This window comes from Flavobacterium sp. Root186 (assembly GCF_001428525.1).
Lineage (GTDB): Bacteria > Bacteroidota > Bacteroidia > Flavobacteriales > Flavobacteriaceae > Flavobacterium.
In genome coordinates this window covers 924,467-948,162 of record NZ_LMHW01000010.1, presented here as the reverse complement: position 1 = coordinate 948,162, position 23,696 = coordinate 924,467, and the positions used below count along the sequence as shown (strand labels likewise).

At 34.0% G+C, this 23,696-nt stretch carries 15 protein-coding genes, 4 tRNA genes and 1 pseudogene; 6 read left to right on the top strand and 14 right to left on the bottom strand.

Annotated features, from left to right (window positions below):
• Positions 1-6: 6 nt before the first annotated feature.
• Positions 7-3,660 (top strand): phosphoribosylformylglycinamidine synthase, encoded by a 3,654-nt coding sequence (gene purL / locus ASD98_RS07960; RefSeq protein WP_056202451.1) that lies wholly within the window; start codon positions 7-9, stop codon positions 3,658-3,660.
• 131 nt (positions 3,661-3,791) lie between these two features.
• Here purL and ASD98_RS07955 read toward each other — a convergent pair whose 3' ends face one another.
• Complete coding sequence (locus ASD98_RS07955) at positions 3,792-4,076, bottom strand: hypothetical protein (RefSeq protein ID WP_056202448.1); 285 nt, start codon at positions 4,074-4,076, stop codon at positions 3,792-3,794.
• A 247-nt stretch (positions 4,077-4,323) separates the two neighbouring features.
• On the opposite strand from ASD98_RS07955, the gene ASD98_RS07950 reads away from it, so the two are divergent.
• Both ASD98_RS07950 and ASD98_RS07945 read left to right on the top strand, forming a co-directional pair.
• The gene (locus tag ASD98_RS07950) at positions 4,324-4,755 is read left to right on the top strand and encodes a hypothetical protein (protein ID WP_056202447.1); all 432 of its coding nucleotides are present in this window, start codon (positions 4,324-4,326) and stop codon (positions 4,753-4,755) included.
• A 178-nt stretch (positions 4,756-4,933) separates the two neighbouring features.
• Positions 4,934-6,712, top strand: a complete 1,779-nt coding sequence (locus ASD98_RS07945) for a long-chain fatty acid--CoA ligase (RefSeq protein WP_056202444.1) — start codon at positions 4,934-4,936, stop codon at positions 6,710-6,712.
• 54 nt (positions 6,713-6,766) lie between these two features.
• Here ASD98_RS07945 and ASD98_RS07940 read toward each other — a convergent pair whose 3' ends face one another.
• The 9 genes from ASD98_RS07940 to ASD98_RS07900 form a co-directional block, all read right to left on the bottom strand.
• Positions 6,767-7,312 carry a 3'-5' exonuclease gene (locus ASD98_RS07940; RefSeq protein WP_056202443.1) on the bottom strand — a complete coding sequence of 182 codons (546 nt, stop codon included), beginning with the start codon at positions 7,310-7,312 and terminating at the stop codon, positions 6,767-6,769.
• A gap of 49 nt (positions 7,313-7,361) precedes the next feature.
• Complete coding sequence (locus tag ASD98_RS07935) at positions 7,362-8,459, bottom strand: slipin family protein (RefSeq protein WP_056202440.1); 1,098 nt, start codon at positions 8,457-8,459, stop codon at positions 7,362-7,364.
• 894 nt (positions 8,460-9,353) lie between these two features.
• Positions 9,354-10,139, bottom strand: a complete 786-nt coding sequence (locus tag ASD98_RS07925; protein ID WP_056202432.1) for a hypothetical protein — start codon at positions 10,137-10,139, stop codon at positions 9,354-9,356.
• Between the two features lie 34 nt (positions 10,140-10,173).
• A complete protein-coding gene (locus ASD98_RS07920; RefSeq protein WP_056202429.1) occupies positions 10,174-10,743 on the bottom strand; it encodes a DUF5565 family protein in 570 nt (189 codons plus the stop codon).
• Between the two features lie 221 nt (positions 10,744-10,964).
• Positions 10,965-11,038: transfer RNA gene (locus ASD98_RS07915), tRNA-Leu, on the bottom strand.
• 35 nt (positions 11,039-11,073) lie between these two features.
• Positions 11,074-11,157 (bottom strand) — tRNA-Tyr (locus ASD98_RS24015).
• Between the two features lie 298 nt (positions 11,158-11,455).
• Positions 11,456-11,528, bottom strand: a tRNA-Asp gene (locus tag ASD98_RS24010).
• 20 nt (positions 11,529-11,548) lie between these two features.
• Positions 11,549-11,622: transfer RNA gene (locus ASD98_RS07910), tRNA-Arg, on the bottom strand.
• Positions 11,623-12,437: 815 nt separating this feature from the next.
• Positions 12,438-13,061 (bottom strand): hypothetical protein, encoded by a 624-nt coding sequence (locus tag ASD98_RS07900; RefSeq protein ID WP_056202423.1) that lies wholly within the window; start codon positions 13,059-13,061, stop codon positions 12,438-12,440.
• A gap of 112 nt (positions 13,062-13,173) precedes the next feature.
• Between ASD98_RS07900 and ASD98_RS24370 the strand changes: the two are divergent.
• Together ASD98_RS24370 and ASD98_RS07895 are read left to right on the top strand one after the other, a co-directional pair.
• Positions 13,174-13,287, top strand: a pseudogene (locus tag ASD98_RS24370) (transcriptional regulator); the annotation flags it as partial.
• Between the two features lie 203 nt (positions 13,288-13,490).
• Positions 13,491-16,403 carry an SIR2 family protein gene (locus tag ASD98_RS07895; protein ID WP_056202420.1) on the top strand — a complete coding sequence of 971 codons (2,913 nt, stop codon included), beginning with the start codon at positions 13,491-13,493 and terminating at the stop codon, positions 16,401-16,403.
• Positions 16,404-16,451: 48 nt separating this feature from the next.
• Here the strand turns inward: ASD98_RS07895 and ASD98_RS07890 are convergent, their stop codons facing one another.
• The 3 genes from ASD98_RS07890 to ASD98_RS07875 form a co-directional block, all read right to left on the bottom strand.
• Positions 16,452-17,249: a TatD family hydrolase gene (locus tag ASD98_RS07890; protein ID WP_056202417.1), complete on the bottom strand. Its 798-nt coding sequence runs from the start codon at positions 17,247-17,249 to the stop codon at positions 16,452-16,454.
• 366 nt (positions 17,250-17,615) lie between these two features.
• On the bottom strand, positions 17,616-19,037 hold the full coding sequence (locus ASD98_RS07885; protein ID WP_056202415.1) for an RtcB family protein: 1,422 nt from the start codon (positions 19,035-19,037) through the stop codon (positions 17,616-17,618).
• A gap of 1,018 nt (positions 19,038-20,055) precedes the next feature.
• Positions 20,056-21,585 (bottom strand): TROVE domain-containing protein, encoded by a 1,530-nt coding sequence (locus ASD98_RS07875; protein WP_242412089.1) that lies wholly within the window; start codon positions 21,583-21,585, stop codon positions 20,056-20,058.
• A gap of 119 nt (positions 21,586-21,704) precedes the next feature.
• On the opposite strand from ASD98_RS07875, the gene ASD98_RS07870 reads away from it, so the two are divergent.
• Positions 21,705-22,319, top strand: a complete 615-nt coding sequence (locus ASD98_RS07870) for a hypothetical protein (protein WP_056202406.1) — start codon at positions 21,705-21,707, stop codon at positions 22,317-22,319.
• Positions 22,320-22,689: 370 nt separating this feature from the next.
• Here ASD98_RS07870 and ASD98_RS07865 read toward each other — a convergent pair whose 3' ends face one another.
• Positions 22,690-23,691: a type IX secretion system membrane protein PorP/SprF gene (locus tag ASD98_RS07865; protein WP_056202401.1), complete on the bottom strand. Its 1,002-nt coding sequence runs from the start codon at positions 23,689-23,691 to the stop codon at positions 22,690-22,692.
• Between the last annotated feature and the right edge of the window lie 5 nt (positions 23,692-23,696).

The window sequence follows — 23,696 nt, the reverse complement described above, 5'->3', positions numbered from 1 at the left end:
ATCACAATGATCCATTTCTTTGAAAACCAAAGCAAAACTGTTTTTGCCGTACAAACGCAAAACGAAATTTCAGCTCAAGACATTTCAAAATTAAACTGGCTTTTTGCCGACTCGAATAAGATCGAAAAATCCGCACTGACGGGTTTTTTTGTTGGTCCCCGCGCCACTATGATCACACCTTGGAGTACAAATGCTGTAGAAATCACTCAAAATATGGGTGTTCCGGGCATTATCAGAATTGAAGAATTTCATCCGGCAACGGAAAATTTTACTGATTTTGATCCGATGCTTTTTCAAAAATTCAATGAATTAGATCAGGAGATTTTCACTATCAATATTCAGCCGGAACCCATTCTGGAAATTGATGATATTGCCACTTATAATAAAGTTGAAGGTTTAGCTTTAAGCCAGGAAGAAGTAGATTACTTAGATAATCTTGCTGTAAAATTAGGGCGGAAACTAACTGATTCTGAGATTTTTGCTTTTTCACAAGCCAATTCAGAACACTGCCGTCACAAAATTTTCAACGGAACTTTTATTATTGATGGTGAAGAAAAAGAAACTTCTCTTTTCAAATTAATCAAAAAAACATCACAGGAAAATCCTAACGATATAGTGTCTGCTTACAAAGACAATGTTGCTTTTGTAAAAGGACCAAAAGTGCAGCAGTTCGCACCAAAAACAGCTGACAAACCAGATTATTACGAGATAAAAGAATTTGATTCTGTTTTATCTTTAAAAGCAGAAACACACAATTTCCCAACAACAGTTGAGCCTTTCAACGGAGCTGCAACAGGCTCAGGAGGAGAAATTCGTGACCGTTTAGCCGGTGGACAAGGTTCTTTGCCATTAGCAGGAACTGCAGTTTATATGACTTCATACTCTCGTTTAAACGACGACAGAAAATGGGAAAACGCTGTTGAAGAAAGAAAATGGCTGTACCAAACGCCAATGGATATTTTGATCAAAGCTTCAAACGGAGCTTCTGATTTTGGAAATAAATTCGGTCAACCGTTAATTACAGGTTCAGTTTTAACTTTCGAACATGGAGAAAACGACCGTAAAATTGGTTACGATAAAGTAATCATGCAAGCAGGTGGAATTGGTTACGGAAAACTAGATCAGGCAATAAAAAAGAAACCACAAAAAGGCGATAAAATCGTAATTCTGGGTGGAGAAAATTATAGAATTGGAATGGGTGGTGCTGCGGTTTCTTCTGCAGATACTGGTGCTTTCGGTTCAGGAATTGAATTAAATGCTATTCAACGTTCGAATCCTGAAATGCAAAAACGTGCTGCAAACGCGATTCGTGGTTTGGTAGAGAGTGATCATAATCCAATTGTTTCAATTCACGATCACGGAGCTGGAGGACATCTAAACTGTCTTTCTGAATTGGTGGAAGAAACTGGAGGTTTAATCGATTTGGATAAATTACCTGTTGGAGATCCTACACTTTCTGCAAAAGAAATTATTGGTAACGAATCTCAGGAAAGAATGGGATTGGTTATTGGTCAAAAAGATATTGATACGTTACAGAGAATTGCTGACAGAGAGCGTTCGCCAATGTATCAGGTTGGAGATGTAAAGGGAGATCACCGTTTTACTTTCGAATCAAAATCAAATGGTTCAAAACCGATGGATTATGCTTTAGAAGATTTCTTCGGAAGTTCTCCTAAAACAGTTATGACGGATAAAACTATCGATAGAAAATATGCTGCCGTTTCTTACTCAGCTAATGATTTCGAAAGTTATTTAAAAGACGTTTTACGCCTTGAAGCTGTTGCCTCAAAAGACTGGTTGACTAATAAAGTGGACCGTTGTGTGGGTGGAAAAGTTGCCAAACAACAATGTGCAGGACCTTTGCAATTGCCTTTGAATAATGTTGGCGTTATGGCTTTGGATTATTTAGGTAAAGAAGGAATTGCAACTTCTATTGGCCACGCTCCTATTGCCGCTTTGATTGATCCGGTTGCAGGAAGCAGAAATGCTATTGCAGAATCGTTATCAAACATTATCTGGGCGCCAATTAAAGATGGTTTAAAAGGAATTTCACTTTCTGCCAACTGGATGTGGGCTTGTAAAAACGAAGGTGAAGACGCTCGTTTATACGCTGCTGTTGAAGGCTGTTCAGAATTTGCAATCGAATTGGGAATCAACATTCCGACAGGAAAAGATTCACTTTCGATGAAACAAAAATATCCAAACGACGAAGTAATCGCGCCGGGAACGGTTATTATTTCTGCAGGAGGAAACTGTACCGATATTAGAAAAGTAGTGGAGCCTGTTTTACAAAAAGACGGAGATTCCATTTATTATATCAACTTATCTCAGGATGATTTCAAATTAGGAGGTTCTTCTTTTGCACAAATTAGAAATACAATCGGAAACGAAACTTCTACGATTAAAGATGCTTCTTTCTTCAAAAATGCTTTTAACACGATTCAGGAATTAATCGGCGAAAGCCAAATCTTAGCCGGACACGATATCGGAAGCGGTGGATTGATTACTACTTTATTAGAATTGTGTTTTGCTGATGTAAACCTTGGAGCTAAAATTGATTTCAGCGCTTTCGCAGAAAAAGATCTTTTAAAAATCCTTTTTGCAGAAAACATCGGAATCGTTTTTCAAGCAAAATCTGATGCAGCTGTTGAAGCTAAATTGAAACAAAACAACATCGAATTCTTCAAAATTGGTTCAGTTCAAAGCAAACCAAGTTTGGAATTTGGAATTTATAATTTGGATATTGCGGAGTATAGAGACGTTTGGTTTGAAACTTCTTATTTATTAGATCAAAAACAATCTAAAAACGGAACTGCAAAAGCACGTTTTGAAAACTATAAAAATCAGGCTTTAAATTATACTTTCCCAGCTCACTTTACTGGAAAAGCGCCTGTAATTGACGCCTCAAAACCAAGACCAAAAGCGGCTATTATTCGTGAAAAAGGAAGTAATTCTGAACGCGAAATGGCAAATGCAATGTATTTGGCAGGTTTTGATGTAAAAGACGTTCACATGACGGATTTGATTTCTGGCCGTGAAACTCTTGAAGATATTCAGTTTATTGGAGCTGTTGGAGGATTCTCTAACTCAGATGTTTTAGGTTCTGCTAAAGGTTGGGCCGGAGCTTTCTTATATAACGAAAAAGCAAAAACAGCTTTAGATAACTTCTTCAAAAGAGAAGATACTTTATCTGTTGGAATCTGTAACGGTTGTCAGTTGTTTATGGAATTGGAAGTTATTAATCCAGAGCATGAAGTTCACGGAAAAATGCTTCATAACGATAGTAACAAACACGAAAGTATTTTTACTTCTGTAAAGGTTCAGGAGAATAATTCAGTGATGTTATCGACTTTGGCCGGAACTACTTTAGGAGTTTGGGTTTCTCACGGAGAAGGTAAATTCAATTTACCAATGGGTGAAGAAAACTACAACATTGTTTCTAAATATGCTTACGAAGGTTATCCTGCAAACCCTAACGGTTCTCATTATGACGTAGCGATGATGTGTGATAAAACCGGAAGACATTTAGTTACCATGCCACACATTGAGCGTTCGACTTTCCAATGGAACTGGGCGCATTATCCAAAAGACAGAAATGACGAGTTTACACCTTGGCATGAAGCTTTTATCAATGCCAGAAAATGGATTGAGAAAAACTAAAAATATATTTTTCACTAAAATCGCCCGAATTTATCGGGCGATTTTTTTTTACATATAGTCTTAAAATGCTTTTTTAGTCTTTAAATAAAATAAAAATACCCCGACGCTATCCCTAAATCGAGGTATTTTTTTTAGTCTTTAAATGCTGATGCAATTCCGGTTATGACATTGGCCGCTCCAAATGCAAATAGCCCTGAGGCAACTGCATTTTGGCCTGCAAAAAATTGATTTTCTGCAATTGCATTACTAAAGAATAAGCCGCCGGCAGCTCCCGCAACCAGTCCTATTCCAATTAATGCAATAGTCCACCACGGTTCCGGATCCGGAGGCGGCGGAGGGCTTCTCCAAAAGCGTTTCCACCAGCCTGGATATTTGGTACCGCACCAGCCCATTGCTAAATAGAAGGCAGTTTCCATAATTATTTTGGTTGATTAGTGCCTACTCTATTAGCTTTTCGGCTTCCGCATTGAACGGGGTAAAAATAGAATAAGCCTAATCTAAATTAACAAGGTAATCTACTGTTTTTAAAAGGGGAAAAACACGGTATTTTTTAGTTAAATCAAATTCTTCTGTTTTAATCAAAATTTAAGTTATATTCGCTACATAAAAATCTGCCGCTGATTTTTATAAACGCCTAAAAAACACTTTTAAACCTGCATAGAAATGAAAGCCGTACATTTATTACTTATTACGTTATTTTTTGCTGCCTCAAAATCATACTCACAAGCTGAAGTAAATGTAATAACCCACAATTCAAAAGAACGTTATATTACGACCACTATTGGTTTTCCTGTTCAGGGAACTTATGCTCCTATTGGTTTAAAACAGCCTATTACGGTTTTAAATCCTGATGGAACAGGTTCTATCCAAGCCGAAGATTTAAGCAAACAAAAGATCAATTGGGGAATCGAATGTACAGAAGACGGAACTCCGGTTTTTAAAGAAGGTTTCAATAGTAAGTCTTATACATTTTGGTACAGACCAGTTGAAGGTAACGAATGGTTCTATTCTCAATTCTCCATTCATTTTGTCAAGAAAAAAATGTTCTTAATGGGAGAAAGAGTAAAAGAATACGAAGATTACAACGTACAATAGTCTTTTAAAACTTCCTTGCAAATTAAATTTTTCTTGGTTTTTGGGAATATTCGCTATAAAAAAGAAAACGTTTTCGTTGATTTTTAATAGTCTCTATAAATTTTCCCATAAAATTCCATAAAATAAAAAATCGTACCTTATTTTTATTTAATTTGCAGTAAAATTCAATATATTAAACATGGTTTCAATCACACGACTTTTTGATTTTCCCTATTATCAACAAGAAACTTATAATCTTCCGGTTGCTCTTGCAACTAAAAAAAATGGAGCCTGGGAAAAAACATCCACCGCAGAATATATTGCAAAAGCTAATGCCGTTTCGAGAGCATTATTGCGCATGGGCGTTCAAAAAGATGATAAAATTGCCTTAATTACTTCAAATAACAGAACCGAATGGAATGTGATGGATATTGGTATTTTGCAGACTGGTGCGCAAAATGTTCCAATTTATCCAACTATTTCTGAGGAAGATTACGAATATATTTTAAACCACAGCGGCAGTATTTATTGCTTTGTTTCTGATGATGAAGTATATCAAAAAGTACAAGCCATTAGAGCTAATGTACCTACTTTAAAAGAGGTTTATTCTTTTAATGAAATTCCAGGCTGTAAACACTGGTCTGATTTATTATTAGCCGGAGAAGACAACAGCAATCAAAGTGAAGTTGAAGCCAGAAAAGACAGCATCAAAACGGATGATTTAGCTACTATTATTTATACTTCCGGAACTACCGGAAAGCCAAAAGGTGTTATGCTTTCGCACAACAATATTGTTTCGAATGTTTTAGACAGTGCGCCAAGAATTCCGTTTGATCCGGGAAAAAGTACGGCTTTGAGCTTCTTGCCAATCTGCCATATTTTTGAGAGAATGATTTTATACATTTATCAATATTATGGTGTTTCTGTTTATTTTGGAGAATCGATTGACAAAATCAGTGATAACTTAAAAGAAGTTCGTCCGACAGTTATAACGGCTGTTCCGAGGCTTTTAGAAAAAGTTTACGATAAAATTTATGCAAAAGGAACTGAATTAACCGGCATCAAGAAAAAATTGTTTTTCTGGGCTATTGATTTAGGTTTAAAATATGAACCATACGGAGCAAATGACTTTTGGTATGAGTTTCAATTAAAAATTGCCCGCAAACTTATTTTCAGTAAATGGAAAGAAGGTTTGGGTGGAAATTTAGATTTAATGGTTTCCGGAAGTGCTGCTTTACAGCCGCGTTTAACAAGAGTTTTTGCTGCTGCAGAAATTCCGGTTATGGAGGGTTACGGTTTATCTGAAACATCGCCGGTAATTGCAGTTAACGATCAAAGAAACAAAGGTTTTAAAATTGGAACTGTTGGAAAACCAATCCGTAATATTGAAGTTAAAATTGCTGAAGACGGAGAAATCCTTTGCAAAGGGCCAAACGTAATGTTAGGTTACTACAAAGATCCTGAAAAAACTGCTGAAGCATTACAAAACGGATATTTCCATACTGGAGATATTGGGGAAATTGACAGCGAAGGTTTCTTAAAAATTACCGATCGTAAAAAAGAAATGTTCAAAACATCCGGAGGTAAATATATTGCACCGCAAATGATCGAAAATGCCATGAAACAATCTCGTTTTATTGAGCAGATTATGGTTATTGGTGAAGGCGAAAAAATGCCGGCTGCCTTTATTCAGCCAAACTTTGAGTTTGTGAAAGAATGGGCGAAAATTCATAAAATTACAGTAGGAGATTCTAATGCAGAAATTGCTTCAAATGCGGATGTTATTAAACGTATCGATGAAGAAGTTGAAGGCATCAACGAGAAATTCGGACATTGGGAAAAAATCAAACGTTTTGAGCTTACGCCAGATGTTTGGTCTATAGATGGCGGACAGCTTACTCCTACTCTAAAATTAAAACGTAAAATCATTAAAGAAATCTATAAAGATCTTTACGCTAAAATCTATAATCACAATTAATCAAAATAATTTAACCAAAGAAAAAGGCTGTCTTAATAAGACAGCCTTTTTTATTTAATTGCGAAGACACCAATGCAAAATCTTAGCAATGTTTTTAGCATCGTCAATTCCGCGGTGATGCGTTCCTTCAAGCGGAATATTCAGCAATTGTAAAGCTCCATTCATACCCGTTGATCTTTGCAGGCCAAACTTTTCGGCAAAATGTTCTTTTACATTAATATGCTCGTCACCCATTGGATATGAAATACCAAATGATTTACATTGTTTTTTAAGCATATTCAGGTCGTACTGACCGTAACTGGCCCACGTATATAAATCGGGATTATATTCGTCGATTAACTCGTTAATGGCATCTTCAAAACTTACTCCGTTTTTGTCCAGTAAATCCTGGGTTATGGTTGTTAATTCAGTACAAAACGGACTCACATGCGAACGCTGCGGCTTTATCAAAATACCTTTGTTTTTGGTAATCTGTCCTGTTTCTGAATCTAAAACGGCTAATCCGATTTCGATAATTTCATTTTGCTGGCCCTGCGGGACCGCACCCTGCCAACATGTGGCTTCTAAATCAATGATAATAATTTTATCTGTAGTTTTCATTTTTTCTAATTTTTTTAATATTTTATAATTCTCTTTTAATAAGAGATTTTTATTTCACGAAGATTTCCTTCAATTGACCAATTACGTTTCCGCTTCCGGAAATTGTGATTTCTCCAATTTTATCCGCGATTTTTTCAACGTATTCCATCTCTTTCAATTTCCACAACATTTCGTTTTCTTCCATCAGCTTTGCTGTGTTCAATAAACTTCTTGTTGAAGCGGTTTCTTCTCTTCTCATAATACTGTTAGCCTGCGCTTTTTTCTCGGCAACCAAAACCTGATTCATGATCTCTTTCATATCTCCAGGCAGGATTACGTCACGAATTCCGGCATCAGAAATCGTTAAACCTAAATCTTCTATTTTAGTGGTAACTTCAGCTAAAATAGCTTCGGCAATGGTATCTTTTTTAGCCAATAATTCGTCTAAAGTCAATCCGCCCACAAAGGCTCTTAAAGCTAACTGCATGGCAACATACAATTGTTTTTCAAAGTCTTTATTGTCAACCAAAGCTTTCATGATATTCACAACTTGGTATCTCACAAAAAAGTTGATTCTTAATCCTGCTTTGTCTTTAGTCAATAATTCCTGCCCTGAAATTTCTACTTGCTGTTGTCTCATATCAATCGTTTTTACCTCGATTGTAATGGAGTTATTCCAAAAGTAATGTGTACCAGATTTTAATTCTTTAACGAAAGTTCCATTCACAAACAACAACGCTTTGTCGTTGCTTGCTACAATAAATTTTCTAACAAAGTATTTCAATTGATTATGTTCCAATAAATTTACCGGAATGTTTTCTATGATTTCAATTTTAGAAAGATCCGCTTTTTTGAACTCATTTTTTACAATTCCTTTCCAGAAAGGGTGTCTTCCCGGAGTCAGCGTTCCTTTAAAGTTTCCGTTTACGAAATGCAAAACAATCTCGTTATCGGCAACCTCAACAACTTCTAACATTGAAGCTAAAACTTCATTCTGCAATAAAATGTTCAATTCAAAAGGAGCGTGAAAAATGGCATTCATATCGTAAATCAATACATTTTTGTTTCCAAAAATCCAGTATAAACCTTCTTCTAATACTTTAATTAATTTTCTATTTTCGAAAAGCAAACCCACTTGGTATGCTTCGATTTTAATTCTTTTTATCATGTTGTTTTTTGTTTCAAGTTTTCTTTGTTTCAGGTTTCAAGTTGTAGAACAGTCGAAAATCTTTGTTCTATATTTTTGCTTTTTGTTTTTTGTTTCAAGTTTTTTTGTTTCAGGTTTCAAGTTGTAGAACAGTCGAAAATCTTTGTTCTATCTTCTTTATTCTATTCTCTTTCCTCTATTCTCTTGCTTCTATATTCTTGCTTCTATTCTCTATCTTCTTTAAATAAAAAAACCTCTTTGCCTTTCTCCTCCGAAAAAAAACGGATGAAGAGTTTGTAATTTGTTTACCCGAATTGTTTTCGATTGTATTTTGCGGCGACGATCCCCAAATCATCTTAACAATCAAATCGAGAAGAAAACAAGTATTTCAAAAAACATTGCTTTTCGCACTGGCCTTATCATGAGTGTGAAATTTCAGATTCGAAAATCCTAGTTTCACTGACAAAGACAAATCAGTTTTTTTCTGGTCATCTTTTTAAGAGTTATGGTCTCTGGAAAAACAGATTTTCAGTCTGTAGTTGACTTACCGCTCGTCCACCCACTCCTTTAGGAGTAGTGCAGGAATCGAACCTGCGTAAACTTCTATTGCTCTACCGAACTGAGCTATCGCATTGCTGCGAATGGGAGTCGAACCCATGACACATAGATATTCGTGGGATAGTTTTTTGGAAAACCATCCAAAACCTCCAAACCAAGCTGCATAGAAAAACATAATTCGCTTTCGCGGAAAGTTCCCTACAATGGTGCTATACAGAAACACGCAACTGGGCTTGTTTGATATTTTTAATCAAAGCCAAAACTTTGATGTATTTCATTTTATAAAAGAACTTGTTTTAATTCCTGAACAAATATTCAAATTACACTGCGCAGTAATTTTGCGCAGTGTAAAAATCTTTAGTTAATCCATTCTACTACAGTCGATAAATAGACTTGTCTAACCTCTTCAAATCGGGTTATATTGGGAATATGATTCACTTCTAGTAAATATTTAGAACCGTCTTTTGCAACGATGTAATCATTTCCTATCATATCCATCTGTAAAACATTCTTGATATAAAGTGTGTCGTCTAATAAATCCTGATCGACAGGCATGAAATTGGCATTATCAGGATGGATAGATTTTAACCAATCGTCACCTTCTAGTTTTATCTGCCAATAGGTATCGCCAATCATCATAATACGAACGGCATCACCTTCAAAATAAGGCTCTATGGTTGCGGTAAATTCGCTTTCCCATTCTCCGGTAAAGCGATGTTTGTTTTCACCACAATGCCAGTTTCCCCATTTTGCAATCGTATCTCCTGTTGTGTTGACAGAAGCGCCTGCACTTATAAATCCGCGTGGAGCGCTGAATCTTGAAAGAGACAATGCTTTTACCAGACAAGGAATTTTAAAACGACAGTCCAGCATTGCTGAAGCCTTTGGATAACAATCTCCATTCCAGATCGCAAGACCGGTAATGAAATCAAAATCATTGTCGTAAATTCCGTAATAGACGACTTTATCTACAGGTAACATTCCAACTCCAATCGATTTTTCCATATACAAAACCTCATCCTTAACCACAATTTTAGGTATAGACTGATGCCAGATAATATGTCCTGAATACTGGGCTTTTATAATGTCACATTCTTCCTGTTCAATTCCAACAAGGGCTATTCGGTTGTATTTTTGTTTCATCGTTTTTAATTTTAAATGTTACTTGTGTTTACTTTTAAGCGGTTTCGAGTTTTAGGCGTTTGATTCCGAAATCTGTTTTTCTTAATTTGCACATTCTTCCGTCTGAAATGTGGTGGAAAACAATTCCTTCAATATCATTTTCTGATAAGATTTTTTCTAAATCATCGAAATCAAGACTTACAAAATCAAGAATTTCGCTGCCGTGTTTTACCAAAGTATGTTTCTCAAACTTTTCAGGATTTCCCTGTACTTTTGGTCCGCATAGCTCGTATGTACCGTCTGTTTTATCTTCTACGCTGTCGAATGCTTCGAAGAAATGTTTGTCTTCAGATTTTGAACGATCGCATTTTAACCAATGCGGGTGATGTCCTGTAATTAAATCTGCTTCTTGACACGGAATCGCATTCGCCGGAATCGTACGTCCTTTTTTGGCGTCGAATCTTTTGTATAATTCTCCATTGATAATTGCCGAAGATGTACCGTCAAATTTTCTCGTTGCGATTGCTTCTCCGTTTATTACCCATGCATTTTCTGCATTAATTTTATTTACTACTCTTGCTAAGTTATTTGGGTCTTTAGCAAACAATGTGCTTATCTTTTTCATATTTATTTTTTATAGGTTCTAAGTTGCTGAGATACTAAGACGCTAAGTTTTTTTCTCTTGGCGTCTAAGCGACTTTGCGAGAAAATTACTCGCCAACTCTTTTTACAATACTTTATCAATCTCTCGCAAAGTCGCAGAGTCGCAAAGTTTTTACTTTAAGTAAATCTGCTCAATCAACGTGAAACAAAAAACTTTGCGCCTTTGTGCCTTTGTGGCTATAGTACAGGAAGAGAGACTCGAACTCTCAAAAAACTGATTCTAAGTCAGCCGCGTCTACCAATTGCGCCATTCCTGCTTTTAATTACATTCAGGATTCGAACCTGAAATTTGTGGAAATAGTAGGATTCGAACCTACTCAGTCAAAAGACAACGGTTTTACAGACCGACCTAACTCTCCAACTTTAGCGTATTTCCATTTGTCTGGTCCCGATAGCTATCGGGAGAACTTGCGACCTCCCGCGTCCAAGGCGGGTAAACAACCACCGTTATCTTCCCAGATTTTTTTTATTTTGCCACGAAGACACTAAGACACAAAGATTATTTTTCTTAGCGTCTTTACGCCTTTGCGAGAAAATTGCTTGCCAGCTCTTTTTACAATACTTTGTCAATCTCTCGTAAAGTCGCAGAGTCGCAAAGTTTATACTTTAAGTAAATCTGCTCAATCTGCGTGAAACAAAAAACTTTGCGCCTTAGTGCCTTTGCGGCAAACTCGCGGCCCATACGGGAGTCGAACCCGTTTCTCCCGAGAGACAGTCGGGAAGGTTAGCCAGTAACCCCAATGAGCCAGTTCCTTCTAGAGAACGAGTGATTTTGGAAGGATTCGAACCTTCGACCATCTGCTTAGAAGGCAGACGCTCTATCCAGCTGAGCTACAAAATCATTAATTTTTGGGCATAAAAAAAGCACCCGGTTAAAGGTGCTTTATAAATTCAATATGATATAACTATCCTATTGCCTGTATTGATGCACCTGTGTTGTTAAACGTCCAAGATCGAATCTCGGGTCTAGCATTTGTGTGTTATATATGTTGTTATGTAAAGCCATTTTATATGTTGTATTATATTTTGAAATTGTTGTTGTTATTTGAAATTCTATGTTCAAATTTTCTTCGGCAAAGATAAAGTCGAAAAAATCAATTATCCAAATCATTTTTAAAATTATTTTATTGATTATCAAATAGTTACTATTAAAATTAAAGCAAAGAAAACCCTGTCCGCATACTGGTGCAGATTTCTTTTTGTATCAAATGACTGTCTCTCATCAGATTACTTTTCAAGATTATATTTCGCTATTTAGATTATGCATTAAACATTTGGTCAATTATTTTTTTAATTATTTTTAGTTATGGTTTATTTTTTATCATTTTTCTTGTCATTCTCGCCAATTTTATTGTCACACTGAGCGAAGTCGAAGTGCTTTTTTAACGAAGTCAAAGTGCTTAAAAACAAAAAAAGCGTCCCGAAATAAGGACGCTTTTATATTTTATGTTGAGTTGAATTCTAAAATTTACATTTCAATTTCATAAAAATACATGATACATCCTGATATTTTAGCCGGAAGATTTCCCGCTAAATAGTCAAAATTTGGTTTTACTGAAAGTATCATCTGTATTTTTTGTTTTTTTATTACGGGTGCAAATGTAGACGTTTTTTTCTATTTATATAATTCTTGTCTAATTTTTATTAGGGTTTGAATTATTTATAAAATTGTTCAGTGATATAGAAAACAGTATCTATAAAAAATAAATTACTCTGAAAAGTCAAAACATTTTCATCATGAAGATCTTCAAGAATAATACCTAATTCAGGGTTAAAATAATCGTTATTTCTAGTGTTTACAAAGCCGTTTGAGGTTAAAAAATGTTTTACATTTTCTAATTCCGTATCACTATCCGATTCCACAAATTTCTGCTCTACTACAGCATACAGTATATCGGCTTGTTCAAAAAATCCAATTAATTGATATGCTGTATCAGAGAAAAAATAATTATTTAATAATAAATTATTGAAATAATCTTTCCAGGTTTCGTAGTAAATACTATCGTTTAGCTTTATTACTTTATGTTTGTTTTGAAGATAAACTTTTTGCTCTGCTCCTGAAGAAATAAAAGCATTTATATTAATTGAAGTAATCCAAAAACCATTCTTATCACAGAATTGTTTTATTAACGCTGTTTCTTCACTTTTGATTTGCTTGCCTGACTTAATCGTTCCGCTTGCGCTCTCGCTTTTTCTAAGGTAACTGGAGATTGTTTGGATAGAATTTCCATGCCTAACTTGGCTCTTTCCTGAAATGATATTTTGTAATTCATTTTTCATGAAGTTTATAATGCAAATATAAAGATTTAAAGTTACTATTTAATTAAAGAAAGAAAAAGATTACTTTTACGATAATAGTGATAATAATGGTCAGGGAAATGGAAACACTAATCATAATACTTGCACTTTCAACCCTCTTGATAAAATTGTTGAGCTTTATGAACGTTTGGTTCAGGCTGAAAAAGATAAAGTTGAATATTTAGAAAAATTGATGAAAGGGAAATAGGATTTCCTTTTTTTATATAAAATTGGAAAAGCGCAAACTTTTAAAAAGGGTTTGCGCTTTTTTAGTTATTGAAAATTGTCATCATAAAAATTATAATTTAACAATTTAAGCTTTACCTTTTCATTGAATATACAATGTTTATTTGAAGAAGATTTTTTTTAATTAATTGTAAAAATGTATTTTTGGATTCTAACTATTAAAATATGACCAAAATTTTAACTATACCAACAAAATTAGAAGACGCAATTAAAAACAATACTTTAGTAATATTTGTGGGTGCTGGTTGTTCTATACCTTTAGGTATGCCATCTTGGAGAAAACTTGTAGAAGATATACTTCAAGATTTAGATAATAAATATGGTCAAACATCTGATACAAATTTCAAAAACATATTAAGCGGTGTTAAAGCAAATAGTAAAACTTTATTTGATGCTCTAAATAAAATTGAAAATGATGTAGATAATGGAACTGATTTTAAAATAAAGACGCAAGAATTTATTAATTCCCAAATAGAAGAGATATCCAAAAAATTCCCTGAAGATTCTAAAGCGCATCGCTTATTGTGGGAAATTTCGAGTAAAATAATTACCACAAATTATGATAAAATTTTGGAGGAATATATTCCAAAATCAATATCTCCAAAAATATTTGATAATTCAAATGCTTTTCAAAGTCTAAAAAGTCAATCCAATAATGCTGAGTTTCTTTACAAAATCCATGGTGATTATGAAGATCCAAAGTCTATAATTCTTTTTGAAAGTGATTATAAAGATATCTACAGAAATGAAAATTACAACACAGATACATTAGCAACTCATTTTAAAGAAAAAACATTACTATTTATTGGATTTAGTCTAACTGATCCTTTTGTAAATGATTTATTTAACAAAATAAAAAATATTTATAAAGGATACAGTATAAATGAGCATTTTATTTTTACTACAAAAAATGAGGATTTCATTAAATACGATGTTACACCAATAAGAATTGATAATTGGAATGAAAGTTTATTAGAATATCTTTTAGAGTTAAAAAAAATCAAATTTGAAAAACAAAAAACAAATAAACAAGCTACAATCGTTAATCAAAACCCTAAAGATAACGATTTAACAAAAGATGACGTACCCAATATTATTGAACTTATAGCCAAGAAAACTAATGATCTATTAAATGATCCAAGTAATAAAGATCTTATCAAAGAACATAAAGATTTACGAGTTAAACTTGACAACTTATTATTTGGAAAAGTAGATTACTTTCAAGAAGTAGACAAACCATTTAGAGATGCTGATTTACAAATCTTATTTGATACTGTTTATTCTTCAGAAAAATTAAACAATCAAACTTTGGAGCAGATTCAAACTATAAGAAATTCATCAATCTACAAATGGTATGATAGAAGTGTAATAGTTAGCGCAATTACTTGTAGCATAATACATTTTAATAAGGCTGATGAGCAGAAAATAGCATTACTTATTGATTTCATAAATGATAATGAAGAAAAAATTTGGCAAAAAGCTATAACATCACTATTTATTGTATTAAATCATTTAGGAAATAAATGGTTAAGATTAAATTCAATAAAAACAAGAATAAAATCATTAAATCAAAATTTATTAATTCAAGACGCGTGTGTTACAATAATAAAACTATTTGGTTTAGGATTAAACAACATCTCAATGATAAATGAGGGATTATTTACTAATTCATATTTTAGAGATAGTCCTTTTAATTACTTTTTCCCATACCATCAGGAAGAAAATCCAGCGTTTGATTTAGTTTATGAAACTTATGAAGGAAATGATATTGAAGATTTTATAACATTTCTCAATGAAATTCCAATACCAGATCAATTAAAATATTTATTCTGTCGAAAAAAAAACACAAAAAAGAACGTTGATAAAGAAGACAATGAAGACAATAAAGATGCAATGGAGAAATTGAATTATTTATTAAATTACAATTCATATTTTTATCCTTTCTCTATTTACACTCAAGAAATAATAAGTTTCTATAATTTTTTCCCTGTATTAAAACATGAAGAAAAATTAAAATCACAATTAAAATTAACAGAAACACCTTTAAAAGATTATTTATTAAATGAAAAGCAGAAATATTCTGCTTTAGGTTTTTATTTTATGACAGCTAAGAATTGGTCACAGGCAATTGTAAATTTTAAAGAAACAATAAAAATCGATTCAAATGAAATATCTAATTTAATTAATTTAGCAAATTGTTATAATAAAATTAAAGATTTTAATAATGAGTTTTCTATTAGACTCAAAATTAAAAATTTAAATTCATCTGATGAAGATAATTTAATAGGGCTCTTTGATTTATATTTTGATTTAAAAGAAAATTTTTTCGAAGCGTTAAATATAGCCCAATATTTATTAACTATTGATGCAAATAATTCCGATTATTACAATTTTTGTGGACTTTCACATAGACATTTGAAGCAATATAACGAAGCTTTAGAAAATTATAACAAAGCAATTGAAATCAAAAGCGATGAATATGCATATTATAATAATCGAGCCAATTTATATTCTGAAATAATTGATTATAATAATTCTATATTAGATTGGAATAATGCAATCCATCTTAATCCAAAAGATGACTCTTTATATTATAGTCGTGCACTTGTATATGCCAGTCAAAGAAACTATGTTGATTCAAACCAAGATCTTCATACTGCCATTTCAATTAAAAAAGATTTTGAATATTTATTAAGAATAGCATATAATAATTTATTCTCTTCCCAATTTTCAAATGCGTTAATTGAAATTGAAAAAGCTGAAAATTTAGAAACCGAAAAAGAAGAAATTTATCATTTTTATAGCAATTATTACAGATTAACAAACGATTTTGAAAAGGCATTTGAATTCATAATTAAAGCAGAAAACATAAAAAAAGATAAAAGTTTCATAGGTACAAGAGCAACCATTTATGCATCTATGGGTGATATTGAAAACTTCTATAAATATCTTGAACAAGCATTTATAGAAGAAGCTAAAGCAAGTCAACTTTATCCAGATATTATAGATAAATTTAAAGATGACAATCGTTTCAAGACTCTGCTTAAAAAATATAATCAAACTTTTTATTATATTTAACTCAGTTACTTTATTTTAAATGATATAATATTGAAAATTTTCTAAATCTTAAAAATTAAAAAAGCTTTTAGCATTCCTACTTGTTTCCCCTGCCACTTTATCTAAAGTAATCCCTTTAAACTGCGCAGCCGTTCCCGCAACAAAAGGCAGAAAAGCAGGTTCGCATCTTCGTTCGTGGTATTGCTGCAAAAGACTGTTCGGAACATTTTTTGGAAGCATAAACGGCGCATCGGTTTCGATCATCATTCGGTCAAGCGGAACGTATTGAATGACTTCTTTTAAATGACTGAAACGTTTGGTATCAGAAATCGCTCCGGTAAAACCAAGATAAAATCCGTTATCGAGATAGGTTTTGGCTTCTTGCAGCGTTCCCGTAAAACAATGCACAATGGCTTTTGGCAATTGCGGTAAATAGTCTTTGGTGATATTCATAAAACTATTGAAAGCCGCTCTTTCGTGCAAAAACAAAGGTTTCTGAATTTCGATCGCCAATTCTAATTGGGCTTTATAACATTCTTCCTGTTTGTTTCTGGGTGAAAAATCTCGATCAAAATCGAGTCCGCATTCGCCAACGGAAACTACTTGTTTCTGCTTTAATAAATTCCGCAGTTTTGAAATGCTTTTTTCGTCAAAACTCTTCGCGTCATGCGGATGAATTCCGGCCGTCGAATATAATATTCCCGGATATTGTTTTGCGATTTCTAATGAAGCTTCGCTGTTTCGTACGCTTGTTCCCGTTAGGATCATTTGCGATACATCGGCGTCGAGCGCGTCTTGTACGACATCGTCTATGTCGTTTTGGAATTGTTTATTGGTTAGGTTAATTCCTATGTCTATGTATGTCATTTTTTTTAAAGTTGCTAAGGTTCTGAGAGGCTAAGCTGCTAAGGTTTTTTACTCTCTATTGCCTTAAATTATTATTTTTTTTGCCACTAAGGCACTAGGCGCAAAGTTTTTTGTTTTTAATCTCGCTGAGTCGCTGAGTCGCTAAGTTTTTTATTTCACGCAGATTTAAAAAGATTTAAGCAGATGTTCGCAGATTATTTATAAAAATCATTTTAAAATCTGCTGGAATCTGCAAAATCTGCGTAAAAAAAATTCTTTGCGAACTTTGCGTAAATCTTTGTGTCCTTTGCGGTTAAAATCATCACAAAGCGTTAGACGCACTGCTGTGCGTCTCTACGCTGAACACTAAAAACTGATCACTGACCACTAGTCTTCTCTACTTCCATCATCGGCCATTCTTACCATTTTTGGGGTAAATTTGGCGACAACGTCAACTAAATCTTGTTGTGCATCCATAACCTGATTGATATCTTTATAGGCCATTGGTGCTTCGTCCAGACCTGCTCCAATAAGCGTAACACCGTGATCTTTTAAGATTGATTTCATCTCGGTTTGAGTGATATTTTTTATGGCTTGAGTTCTGCTCATTTGTCTTCCTGCTCCGTGTGAAGCGGAATTTATGGCGTTCTCCTCGCCCTTTCCTCTCACCAAAAATCCCGGTGCGGTCATACTTCCCGGAATAATTCCCATAACGCCTTTTCCGGCTGGGGTTGCTCCTTTTCTATGTACGATTACTTCTTCGCCGTTCCAGATTTCTTTCCATGCAAAATTATGGTGGTTTTCGACTTTGGCTAAAATCGTTGCTCCCAAAGCGCGTTCCATTTTGTTATGGATAATTTCGTGACAAGCCGAAGCGTAATCTCCCGCAAGGTTCATCGCAAGCCAGTATTCCTGACCTAATTGTGAGTTCATATCCAAATACGCTAAGTTTCTTGCCACTTCTGGAAGTTTACATTCGTCTTTGGCAATTTTAGTGTAATGTCCGGCAATTGTGGCACCCATTCCACGTGAACCTGAATGCGTTAACAAAGCGACATATTTACCTTTTGGAATATTCAAAACGGCATCGTCTTTTGCAAATTCCATGATTCCGAATTCGACAAAGTGATTTCCTCCGCCAGAAGATCCTAATTGTGACCAGGCCTTATCTTTTAAATTCTTCACAAATGGATTCATATTAAATGTATCATTTTCTAAAACCGCGTGATCTGATTTGTACTGACCGTGAAATCCGTGACCTGCTCCAAAAATAGAATTGGCAATTAATTCTCTTTTGAATTTGGCTTCGTTTTCAAAGTAAAAATCTTCCGGAATATCATAAACCGACAATGCCATTCTACAACCAATATCAACGCCAACACCATACGGAATAATGGCATTTTTTGTGGCTAAAACTCCGCCAATTGGTAATCCGTAACCTTGATGTGCGTCTGGCATTAAAGCTCCGGCAACTGTCACAGGCAATTTCATGGCAACTTCCATTTGTTTTCTGGCTCCGTCTTCGATATGATCTAATCCGTAAGCCGAATACGCATTTGGAGTTTCGTTTAAAGCGATGAAATCTTCTGGTTTTTCATTTGCTTTTTCGATTAAAGCAACGGCTAGTTTGCTGAAAATTTTATCGTCTATATAGTTTTCTGGAGATTCTAGTACGTTTTTAAAGTTTGTAATCATTTGATCGCGGTTAAATCCGTTTCTTTTGCTGTTGATTTTTAACGCAATTCCAATTATTTTTCCTTCCGGGAATCCTAATTCTAATATATCTGTACCGTTTATTTGTGTTTTCATTGTTTTTGTTTTTTTGATAGTACAAAGGTTGTTTTGTACTGCGCAATTATTTTGCGCAGCTATTTTAATTCTAAGTTTTTTTGCTCAGCGAAAACATATTTCTCGCAAAGTCGCAGAGACGCAAAGTTTTTATTTAAAGTGGTTAACACACCGTTTGTCATTTCGAGGAACGAGAAATCTTCACGAGAAGCTCTACAAAGATTGGACTCCCGTTGCGGAGATTTCTCGTCCCTCGAAATGACAAATAAATGCGTTTGTTCAACATTCATTTTTTTAAATTAATAATTTTAAAAGAGGTAATGTTTAGGAATGGTTTAATTTTCTTTGGACGAAGTAACCATTTCCTGACGACACTCTTTTTTTAAAGAGCAATATCCTACAAGCGACTTTAAGGATTCGAACCTAATATTATCATGCCACGAAGTAGCGCTTTATAGACGGCATCTTATTTTTTGAAAAAGTAATAATTGGCAAGAGTTATTTTTTGAACGAAGTAGCTCTCACACACGACATTTTTCATTTTTATAAAAGAAGTTACAAGCAATAAGAGAAACGGGGCATGTCTTGCCAGAGTCGAACTGGATAGCCTTGCTGATTTTACAACTTCGCTATTCCTCCCCAAAATTGCTGACGAAGTATCTCTTATTTACGACATTCTTTTTATTTTATCGGGTTATGAGCGACAAGAGACTATTTATGCGTGTTTCCACTTACACCATCAGATTACCTGAACAGGATTCGAACCTGTAACACAATTCCCTCGAAGTAACTATTGTCTACGACACCAATGTATTTTAAACAAGGCAATAAGCAATAAATGACATATCCTGCTCTAACCATCTGAGCTATATTTTTATAATTAAACAAAAATAGTGAGAATCGAACTCACGACCCGGGCGTTAAAAATGCGAAGTAACACTTATTTACGGCACTTGTTTTTTCTTTATTTTCAATGAACTTTTCCTTTTACAAATATTTGAATACTACTGCGCAATTATTTTGCGCAGTAGATTCTTTTTTATAATTCTATTCGGTTGATGTAATTCAACGCACTGTTTTTATCTTCTAAAGCATTCAAAACATCAAATACTTTATCTGACCATCCGGCTATTAAATATACATCGTTTTTTTCGATGTTTATTGGCGACTGACCGTAACCAGCCAAATCAAACAAATACAATTTTGAATTTGGCGCGATACTTTTGTATCGGTTCCAGGAGTTTGCAAATGAGTCTTTTGTGTACGTATTATTCCAAATTTGAACATCTGTAAACAACATTACTTTATCTACAATTTCTTTTCGGCTGATTAAATCTTCTACAACCAAATGACCGTTTGTAGCATAACCTACTTCACCTTCTCGTTTGTAATATTCGTTAACGTTGGCCAATATGTTTCGTTTTGGCATATTGATTATTTTCCAACGGTCACCAAACATACCGCTTACCACATTTTGGCAACGGCTTTGCATCAACATACCCAACATCAAACCGATATCGTAAAGCATTACTTTACTTTTTGGTGAGATTGCTTTTTGCATAGAACCCGAAACGTCACAGGCAATTACAACCGATGTATTAACATCAAAACCTTTTATGTTTTGTGAACTCGCCATAACAGCATCTTCCAAGGTATCTAAAACCATTGAAGTGTATTTGAAATTCAAATCTTTCACTTCACGATATGCTGCTAAGAATCGGAATGGCAATTGTTTTGAGTTTGCGACTGCTTTTTCGTTAGAAAGGTAATCGCATACTTTCAACATATGAGAACCTGAAACATTCGCCTCTAAGATATTTCGTAAGTTACGCAACAATGCCATGTAACCTATTTTACCGCTATCGATTAATTCTTCCCATTTTTGTTTGAATGCTTTTTGTTTTTCAATGTGGTTGTAAAATTTTACTTGACCTAATTGCGACAATTCTGTTTCCCATGTATATGGCGTTTGCAAAGTGTTGTTTACCAATTTATCAAAAATTGCTTGCTGCGCTTCATCTTTTGCTTTTGGATGAACCAAAAACAAAGCATCTTTTAATTTTACAGCACCATCACGATTGTATTTTGCGAATTGGTATTCGTCAAATTTGTTGAACGAAACTGCTAAACCTTTTTGTATTTGTTTTGATAAACGGTTTAATTTTTTAACGCCATTTCGTTCGTTTGCCATTTGATAGTAAGCCAATAATTCTGTTATTTCATCTGCACGTTGTATAACATGTGTAATCATTTTACTGATTAAAGAATCGCCAGAATATATCTTGGCTAATTCTACAATCAAAACTAATGGTACAGAACGCATATGCATTTCGTTACGGGCATAAACAGCCAATTTTGCTACAAATACCGGATTGCTTTTTTTGATTAGGCTTTGTATTCTTTGTAAACGAGTTGTATCTTTTTCGTAAAATGAAGCGTTTAAACTTGTAGTTACAACTGCTGCATACAATTCATATTCTGATGTTAAAGAAAAAGCTGGTGCATTTTCGTGATTAACTATATTGCTTTTATTGTTTTTCTCTTTTGCTAAAAAATTGAATTTCATCATTTCTGGTTTTTAAAATTAGACAATGGTTATTGTTTTATTTCCTGAGCAAAGATTTCAGAACTACTGCGCAATTATTTTGCGCAGTAAAAAAGAAATTTTAAATTTGAGTAAAAAACAAGATGAATTTAGAGAAAATCTATTCTGAATTACTTTTGAATATTGGCTTTTCAGCAAATGAAATTCAGCAGAACTGGAAGGATTTAGAAAAGTCATATTCAACAAAATCAAGACATTACCACAACTTAACTCATATTTCGGCTATGATTGGGAGTTTTGAAACGTATTGTGATAAACTTCAAAATCCAAATGAGATATTATTTTCTATTTTTTATCATGATTTTGTTTATTCGGCTTCTAAAAAAGATAACGAACTCAAAAGTGCCGAATATGCTTTGGCAATTTTACCTGAAAATGTCAATTTAAATAAACAATTAGTTTTTGATGCCATTTGTGCTACACAGCAGCATCAGCATAATCAAATTGAGGATATTAACTGGCTAATTGATTTTGATTTGAAAATTCTTGCACAAGGTTGGAATGATTATAAAATCTACTTTGAACAAATAAGAAAAGAATATCGCATTTATCCTGATTTTCTATACAAACCCGGACGTGCTAAAGCCCTGAAACATTTTCTGGAAAATGAGTTTATTTTTCAAACCGAGGAATTCAGGAATTTATATGAAGGGAAAGCGAGAATTAATATTGAAAAAGAAATTTCTTTATTAACGTAAAATTATCCGCAAAGATATTCTGTAGAGACGCACTGCTGTGCATCTACGCAAAGTGATTCGACACCAATATGACGTAATAATTAAACCCGACAGGTTTTAAAAACCTGTCGGGTTTGCTGTATGTGTTAACGTTTATGGATCATCGTTGCGGAGACGCACAGCAGTGCGTCTCTACGGAATATTGGAACGAATAAAATTATTGTTTTTTAATATTTAGAAACGAAATTGCTGTGTTCCCGTTTATGCGTGAGGGATTGAGGCGGTATCTCCCGATTTAGAAAAACAAGGCTTTTTAGCCGTAGTTTTTGTTAATCGGGAATATAGCCGAAAGCCCGACCCGAAGGGACACGCCCAAATTATTATCCTTATATTATTTCCCTGAATAGTTAGGACAGCCGAAACATTTTCTGCTTAAATCAAACTGATACGTTAGTGAAAGTTCGTAGATTCCGCCTGTTTTTCCAATTTTGGTTGTGTTTAAATCGTATGAAAGTCCAAATCTTAAATGTTCGTACTGCAAGCCCGTAAAAAGGTTTACAGATGTCAGCAAATCGCCATTGATTCCGTTTTTTGCAGGATTTGTTACGGCTGTTGCGCCAAAGAATATTTTTTCGAATAATATCGAAGCTCCTAAATCAAGTCTGTTGTATCGGCCTTGCTGCATGTAGTTTGAGGTTACAAAAAACTTAGTTTCATATGGAAGCAATACTACATCTATATAATCTATTACAAGGAATTCGTAACCTGCGCTTAAAGAGAAAAAGGTGTTTAAAGGCACATTTCCTTCTGAACTAAAGGCAATATTGGGTTTGTTAAGATGTTTCATCGAAAGACCAATCCAAGTGTCGTCGTTATTGAAAACCATTCCGGCAGAAACATCAAAAAAAGTCATTTTTCTGTTTAACAACGTCGGGTCCATCGTGCTTGAATTGATAACACCTGTTCGAATATTGATTTGATCTTCGAGCAATAGATTTTGGAATCCAAATGATTTAAGTCCGAAACCGGCTTCGACAGCGGGTCTAAAATACCAGTCGTCGTTTAGTTTTACTTTATAGGCGTAATTTGCATTTATCTGCGAATAATTATAACTGGTCAGGTTTTCTCTTTGGTTTAAAAAACTAATTCCTAAACCGCTGTTTAATTTGTCACTCCAGGTATTCACGAATGCATAATCCGTATCTATTCTAAGGTCTAAATCCGGCCATTGTTCTCGGTGAATTATACCTGCATAGGTAGTTTCCATAAATCCGGTAAATCCCGGGTTTAGGGTTTCCGGAATTAGAAAATATTGTGTAAAAATAGGATCTTGCGCTTTTGCCTGAGAATAGAAGCAACATGTAATAATTATAATAAATAGTTTTAATCTCATTGGTT